The sequence below is a fragment of the Prosthecobacter sp. genome (genome assembly GCF_044373815.1).
Lineage (GTDB): Bacteria > Verrucomicrobiota > Verrucomicrobiia > Verrucomicrobiales > Verrucomicrobiaceae > Prosthecobacter.
The window spans coordinates 1-6,614 of the sequence record NZ_JBIPNG010000376.1 but is presented as its reverse complement, the minus strand read 5'-3'; the positions used below and the strand labels follow the sequence as shown (position 1 = coordinate 6,614).

Genomic DNA, 6,614 nt, shown 5'->3' with positions numbered 1-6,614 from the left:
GGAGTTTGGGTTTCCGAACCGGCACTACTTCAGCCGCATGTTTGCACGGCAGGTAGGGTGCGGGCCGGGGGAGTTTCGGGCGCGGCAGCGGGAGAGGAAGGATGGTTGAGGAATGCTGGTAAAAGATTTGGGGTAAAAGATTCTGGAATTCAGAGGTCTGAGAAATCTTTTACCCTCAATTTTTTACCAGCTCAAAATCGTGGCATGACGTTCTTTGGACGACCTCAAGCCAGCACACCCTTCACCACATTCCCGGCGATGCCTGTTAGGCGCATATCGAGGCCTTGGAACTTGTAGTTGAGGCGTTCGTGATTGATGCCGAGGAGGTGCATGAGGGTGGCGTTGAGATCATGCACATGCACGGGGTCGCGGACGATGTTGTAGCTGTAGTCGTCGGTTTCACCGTAGGTGGTGCCTTTCTTCACGCCGCCGCCGGCCATGAAGAGGGAGTAGCAGCGGGGATGATGGTCGCGGCCATAGTTCGTGGCGGTGAGGGTGCCCTGTGAGTAGATGGTGCGGCCGAATTCGCCACCCCAGACGATGAGGGTGTCATCGAGCATGCCGCGCTGTTTCAGATCTTTGATGAGAGCTGTGGTGGGCTGGTCGGTATCGCGGCACTGGCCACGGATGGCGGCGGGCAGGCCGCCGTGATGATCCCAGCCCATGTGGAAGAGCTGGATGCAGCGCACATCGCGTTCGGCGAGGCGGCGTGCGAGCAGGCAGTTTGCGGCAAAGGTGCCGGGCTTTTTGACATCAGGTCCGTAGCTGTCGAGCACGTGCTGCGGCTCTTTGGAGGTGTCCACAAGATCGGGCACGCTCATCTGCATGCGGAAGGCCATTTCGTACTGGGAGATGCGCGCGGTGGTTTCGGGATCGCCGAAGGATTCGAAGTCGCGTTGATTGAGCGCGGCGATTTCATCGAGCATCTGGCGGCGCATGGGGCGGTCAACGCCGGGAGGATTGGAGAGATACAAAACGGGGTCGCCTGAATTACGGAAGCGCACGCCCTGATGCTGGGTGGGCAGGAAGCCGCTGCCCCAAAGGCGGTCGTAGAGCGGCTGGTCGTCGCGACGTCCCGTGCCGAAGGAGGTCATGACGACATAGGCTGGCAGATCGCGATTGGCGCTGCCGAGGCCGTAGCTGAGCCAGGCACCGATGCTGGGGCGGCCGGCAAGCTGCGAGCCGGTCTGGCAGAAGGTGATGGCGGGATCGTGATTGATCGCCTCCGTGAACATGGAGCGGATCACGCACATCTCATCAGCCACGGTGGAGAGATGCGGGAAGAGTTCGCTGAGCCAGACGCCGCCCTGACCATGCTGCGCGAATTTGAAGATGGATGGAGCTACGGGAAAAGCCTTCTGGCCCGAGGTCATGGTGGTGAGGCGCTGGCCCTGGCGAATGCTGGCGGGCAGATCCTCGGCGCGGTGTTTTTCCATCTGAGGCTTGGGATCGAAGAGATCAAGCTGTGATGGCGCGCCGGACTGGAAGAGGTAGATGATGCGCTTGGCCTTGGGCGCGAAATTTGGGAAATAGCGCGTGGGTGATGCAGCGGCGGCTTCGTCCTGAAGGAGTGAACCGAGCGCAGCGGCACCGATGGCAGCCGAGGAGTTCTTGAGGAAGATGCGGCGGTTGAGCCGGTCTTGAAATTGAAGGGCTGGATGATTCATATCAGTCGCGGGTGATGACGCGGTCGAGGTTGAGGAGGACGGCTGCGGTGGTGGTGTAGGCGGCGAGTTCGGCGGGAGGAAGCGAGGCGTCGGCCTTGGTGGCTCCCTGAGAGATGAGGGCGGTGGCTTCGGCGGGCTTGGCTTGGAATTCGGTGATGCGCTTCTTTAGACCTTCAGAGAGTTGTTTGAGGGCTGCGGGCTCGATGGAGCGAGCAGTGGCGCGCTGGAATCCGTAGGCGATGCGTTGCTCCTGCGTGGTGCCGCCGTGTTGCATCATCTGCTGCGCGAGGCCGCGTGCGGCTTCGACGAAGGTGACTTCATTGAGGAGCGAGAGGGCCTGCAGCGGGGTGTTGGTGCGGCTGCGTTTGACCGTGCAGATTTCGCGCGTGGGCGCATCAAAGAGCAGCATGGTGGGCGGTGCGGCGGTGCGTTTCCAGATGGTGTAGAAGCTGCGGCGGTACAGACCTTCGCCGGTGTCGGCTTTGTAGCCGCGCAGGTCGCCGTACTTGCTGGTGTCGTCCCACACGCCGTCGGGCATGTAAGGTTTCACGCTAGGGCCGCCAATCTTTGGCACGAGCAGGCCGGCCAAGGCGAGGGCCTGATCGCGCACAACTTCACCCGGAAGGCGAAAACGAGGGCCGCGTGCGAGGAGGCGGTTTTCAGGATCTTTTTCGAGCAATGCGGGAGTGAGCTTGGAGGACTGCCGGTAGGTGGCGCTCATGACGATGAGCTTTTGCATGGCCTTCATGTCCCAGCCGCAGCGGATGAATTCCGTGGCCAGCCAGTCGAAGAGTTCGGGATGCACGGGATACTCCGACTGCGTGCCGAGGTTCTCGGTGGATTTGGAGAGGCCGTAGCCGAAAAATTTCTCCCAAGCGCGGTTCACCCACACGCGGGCGGTGAGGGGATTTTCAGGCGAGACGATCCACTGGGCCAGGCCGAGGCGGTTGTAGGGCGCGTTCTTCGGCATGGGCGGCAGCACGGCGGGCGTGACCATGCTGACCTTGTCTCCGGGCTTGTCGTACTCGCCACGTTTGAGGATGAAGGCATCGCGCACGGGGCCTTCTTTCATCACCATCACGGAAGGGACGATGCGATCGTATTTCTCCAGCTCAGCTTTGGCTGCGGCGAGGGCGTAGTCGGCATCGCGCAGGGGGCTGTCCACACTGGCGCGGTAGTATTTTTCAAGCTCGCTGCGCTGCTGTGGCGTGCGGTTTTCGGTGGGCGTTTTCATCACGGCCAGCACGGTGGCTGGCGGGCCGCCCGTGCCATCGAGGCTGGCGAGTGCGGGCTCGGCATCGGTGGTGGAAAGGCGGAAGCGGCCCACATTGTGCCCGGCAAAGGTGGACTGATGCAGCATGCGCACGGTCAGCGTGGCACCGGCGGGGACGTGCACGGCTTTGTCCACGATGAACATGGCATTGCGCTCCACGCGCTTCTTGGGGTCGTTGCCGTCGATGGCCCAGCCGTTCTTCGGATCTTTGTCGAGCAACAGCTTCACATCGTAGCCTTTTTGCGCGTAGTCGGCCTCGGCGCGGGTGAAGGTAACTTTGGCGGGGGTCTTCAAGGTGGGAGCGGAGATGGTGCCCTCGATGCCGGTGAGCACGAAGTTGCCATTGGGCGCGCGGCCCAGGCTTTGACTGGGCAACGTGGGATCTGGCAGAGCCTCCAGCAGCAGGCCGGTGAAGCTGCCTTCAGCAAGCGGTGCTGTGATGGTGTAAATGTCAGAGTTGGGATTGCGACCTCCGGCGATCCATGAGGCATCCGGCAGCTTGCGCAAGGCGGCACCGCCTTGGGACTTGGCTTCACTTATCGGAAGGACTTCCCACATGGGCTTCTTGGCGGCTTCCGGATTTTCCATGTCTGCCTCCCAACTGGCGACGAGGTTGGGAAGTTGGAGCTGGGTCTCAGTGACTTTGGCCTGCGCCTTTTCGATCTTTTTGCGAAGCAGGGCGAGCTGCTGCTCTTCCTCTTTGTCAGGCACTTGGATCACCGGATCAGAGTTGCCACCGCTGCGATTGGAGCTGCCCTGAATGGTGCCGCTCTCGGCGATGTTATTGAAGAAGGCGAAGAGCGAGTAGAAGTCCTTTTGGGTGAAGGGATCGTACTTGTGATCGTGGCAGCGGCAGCAGTTCAGCGTGAGGCCGAGCCAGGTAAAGCTGGTGGTTTCCACGCGGTCGATGATGTTCTCGATGCGCCACTCCTCGGCGATGATGCCGCCTTCGCCATTGAGGCGGTGATTGCGGTTGAAGCCAGTGGCCACGATTTGATCGCGGGTGGCATTGGGCAGCAGGTCTCCGCCGATTTGTTCGAGGGTGAATTGATCGAATGGCTTGTTGTCGTTGAAGGCTTTGATGACCCAGTCGCGCCAGGGCCACATGGCGCGGCTGCTGTCTGTCTGAAATCCATGGCTGTCGGCGAAGCGGGCGAAGTCGAGCCACTGCATGGCCATGCGTTCGCCGTAGTGGTCGGATTTGAGCAGGCGGTCCACGACGGTTTCGTAGGCCTTCGGGCTGGTGTCTTTTTCAAAGGCGGCGATTTCCTCCAGAGTCGGTGGCAGGCCGGTGAGGTCGAGCGTGACACGCCGCAACAAAGTGGCGCGGTCGGCTTCGGGTGATGGGGAAAGGTGTTCTTCCTGCAGGCGCTCGGCGATGAAGGAGTCGATCTCATTGCGGATGGGGAACTTGGGATCGGTGATCTTGGGTGCGGGGGAGCGCTCAGGTTTGAGGAAGGCCCAGTGGCCCTGATACTCTGCGCCTTCGCTGATCCACTGGCGCAGGATGGCTTTCTCCTCGGCGGTGAGAGGCTTGCCGTCTTTGTCGGGCGGCATCACGTCGTCGTTGTCGTGCGGGAGTTCCACACGTGCGATGAGCTGACTCAGTTCGGGCTTGCCGGGGACGAGGGCGATGTCGCCGGACTTTGCGGGCTTGATTGCCTGATCGCGCAGATCCAGCCGCAGGTCGCCTTTGCGGTGACCGGCATCGGTGCCGTGGCAATGAAAGCATTTTTCATTGAGGATGGGCCGCACATCGCGGTTGTATTTCAGTTTGGCAGACTCCGCCGCAGCAAGGGCGGGGAAGGCCAGGAAGATGAGAAGGGCTGGGCGCATGGGTTGGACGTTGTGATGGTAACGTCCGTCGGACCCCGCCTTTTCGTGGGATTGTGATGCACTATCTTGCTCACCCGGCCATCTGATCCGCGATTTCCTCCGCCGGATAGGTCCAGATCTCGCTCAGTGTGGGATGGTAATGCGGGATGGCCATGAACTGCTGCACGGTGGCGCGGAAGTTCATGGCGATGACGACCTCGTGGATCAACTCGGTCGCTTCGGGGCCGACGACGCAGGCACCGAGGATCTCGCCGGTTTTCATGTGCGCGAGCATCTTCACAAAGCCGGCGGTCTCGCCCATGACCATGGATTTGCCGTGATCATTGAAGGGATAGCTGGCTTCGAGGAACGGGATGTTGTGGGCTTTGAGCTTTTCGGTGGTGGCACCGACGACGGCGACCTGCGGGTGTGAGAAAACGCCGAAGAGGGTGAGGCGGTAGTCGATGGTTTCATCGGCCGGTTTGCCCTGAATGAGTTTCGCGGCATTGCGTGCGGCGATTTCGCCCTGCTGAATGGCGATGTGCACGACATCGAGCGGGCTGCAGACATCACCAGCGGCAAAGATGTGCGGCTGGGAGGTCTGCATGCGGTCGTTGACGATGACCTTGGATTTGTGCAGGGCGACTTTGGCGGCGTCCAAAGCGAGGCTCTTCGTGGCGGGCACGCGGCCCATGGCGAGGAGGATTTCATCGACGAGGATCGCGTGGGTGTGGCCGTCTTGGGTGAACTCGATGCGCTTGCGGCCTTCGTGCGTGGAGAAGGTGCTGAGGTGCGTGCCGAGATGGACCTTCATGCCGCGCTCGGTGTAGGCTTTGGCGATGACATCGCTGCATTCGCGGTCTAGGCCGGTGAGGAGCTGGGTGTTGCGCTGGAGGAGCGTCACGTGGCAGCCCATGGCTTCGAGGTAATGCGCCATTTCGAGGGCGATGGCACCGCCGCCGAGGACGGCGATGGTTTTGGGCAGGGTGTCGGCATCGAGCACGTCATCGCTGGTCCAGTAACCGGTTTCGGCGAGGCCGGGCACATGGGGGACCATGACTTCAGAACCGGTTGCGATGCAGAAGGTGCGGGCGCTGGCCTGAAAGGAGGCGGAGCCATCGCGTGGGAGCACTTCGACGGTGTGGGCATCCACAAAGCGTGCGTGGCCGCGATAGAGGGCGAAGCGGCCATCTTCGAGCTGACCCTGGCGGTAGCCGGCGAAATCGGCGATGAGGGTGCGCTTGCGATCGCGGATGGTGCGCACATCCACGCCGTGGGAGGTGGCTTTGAGGCCGAACTCCGCTGCGTGGCGGATGTGGAGCTGGCGGTTGGCGGATTCGATGAGCGTCTTGCTGGGCATGCAGCCGCGCAGGATGCAGAGGCCACCGAGCTCGGGTGCGCCGTCGATGACTGCGACACGGAGGCCGGCGCTGTGGGCGGTGCGGGCTGCTGCGTAGCCGCCGCTGCCGCCGCCGATGACGATGAAGTCGAAAGAGTGTTCTGACATGAGGAGAAGTGCAGGGGAGATACGGATTGCGCAAGGCCCTGGCTCCATTTGTCTGATTTCGCCCAAACTTTGTCCTTCAAAACACAGGGGCGGATTTCGTAGCATTCATTAACCAACCCTTTGCTGCCATGAAGACTCGTCGTTCCTTTCTGTCCCAGATCATCGCCACCGGCGTCGCACCGGTGTTTATTCCGGCGCATGTGCTGCGCTCGCAGACGGCGCCGTCGAACAAGATCACGCTGGGGGTCATTGGGGTGGGCTCGCAGGGGACGCACGATATGCGGGCCTTTCTGAATCATGAGGATGTGCGGGTGACGGCGGTCTGTGACGTGAACAAAAAGAACATTGAGCG

General features: G+C 61.5%; 3 protein-coding genes and 1 pseudogene. 1 reads left to right on the top strand and 3 read right to left on the bottom strand.

Annotated elements, in window-relative coordinates:
• Positions 1-224: 224 nt before the first annotated feature.
• The 3 genes from ACIREA_RS23590 to ACIREA_RS23580 form a co-directional block, all read right to left on the bottom strand.
• Entirely contained in the window at positions 225-1,667 is a 1,443-nt protein-coding gene (locus ACIREA_RS23590) for a DUF1501 domain-containing protein (protein ID WP_397384797.1), read from the bottom strand.
• A 1-nt stretch (position 1,668) separates the two neighbouring features.
• Entirely contained in the window at positions 1,669-4,776 is a 3,108-nt protein-coding gene (locus ACIREA_RS23585; RefSeq protein WP_397384796.1) for a PSD1 and planctomycete cytochrome C domain-containing protein, read from the bottom strand.
• A gap of 70 nt (positions 4,777-4,846) precedes the next feature.
• Positions 4,847-6,262: a dihydrolipoyl dehydrogenase family protein gene (locus tag ACIREA_RS23580; protein WP_397384795.1), complete on the bottom strand. Its 1,416-nt coding sequence runs from the start codon at positions 6,260-6,262 to the stop codon at positions 4,847-4,849.
• A 128-nt stretch (positions 6,263-6,390) separates the two neighbouring features.
• On the opposite strand from ACIREA_RS23580, the pseudogene ACIREA_RS23575 reads away from it, so the two are divergent.
• Positions 6,391-6,614: pseudogene (locus ACIREA_RS23575) on the top strand (gfo/Idh/MocA family oxidoreductase); the annotation flags it as partial.

What these genes read in the sequence shown, in the direction of transcription:
- ACIREA_RS23590 (WP_397384797.1), bottom strand. Translation starts at nt 1,667, where the DNA reads ATGAATCATCCAGCCCTTCAATTTCAAGACCGGCTCAACCGCCGCATC.
- ACIREA_RS23585 (WP_397384796.1), bottom strand. Translation starts at nt 4,776, where the DNA reads ATGCGCCCAGCCCTTCTCATCTTCCTGGCCTTCCCCGCCCTTGCTGCG.
- ACIREA_RS23580 (WP_397384795.1), bottom strand. Translation starts at nt 6,262, where the DNA reads ATGTCAGAACACTCTTTCGACTTCATCGTCATCGGCGGCGGCAGCGGC.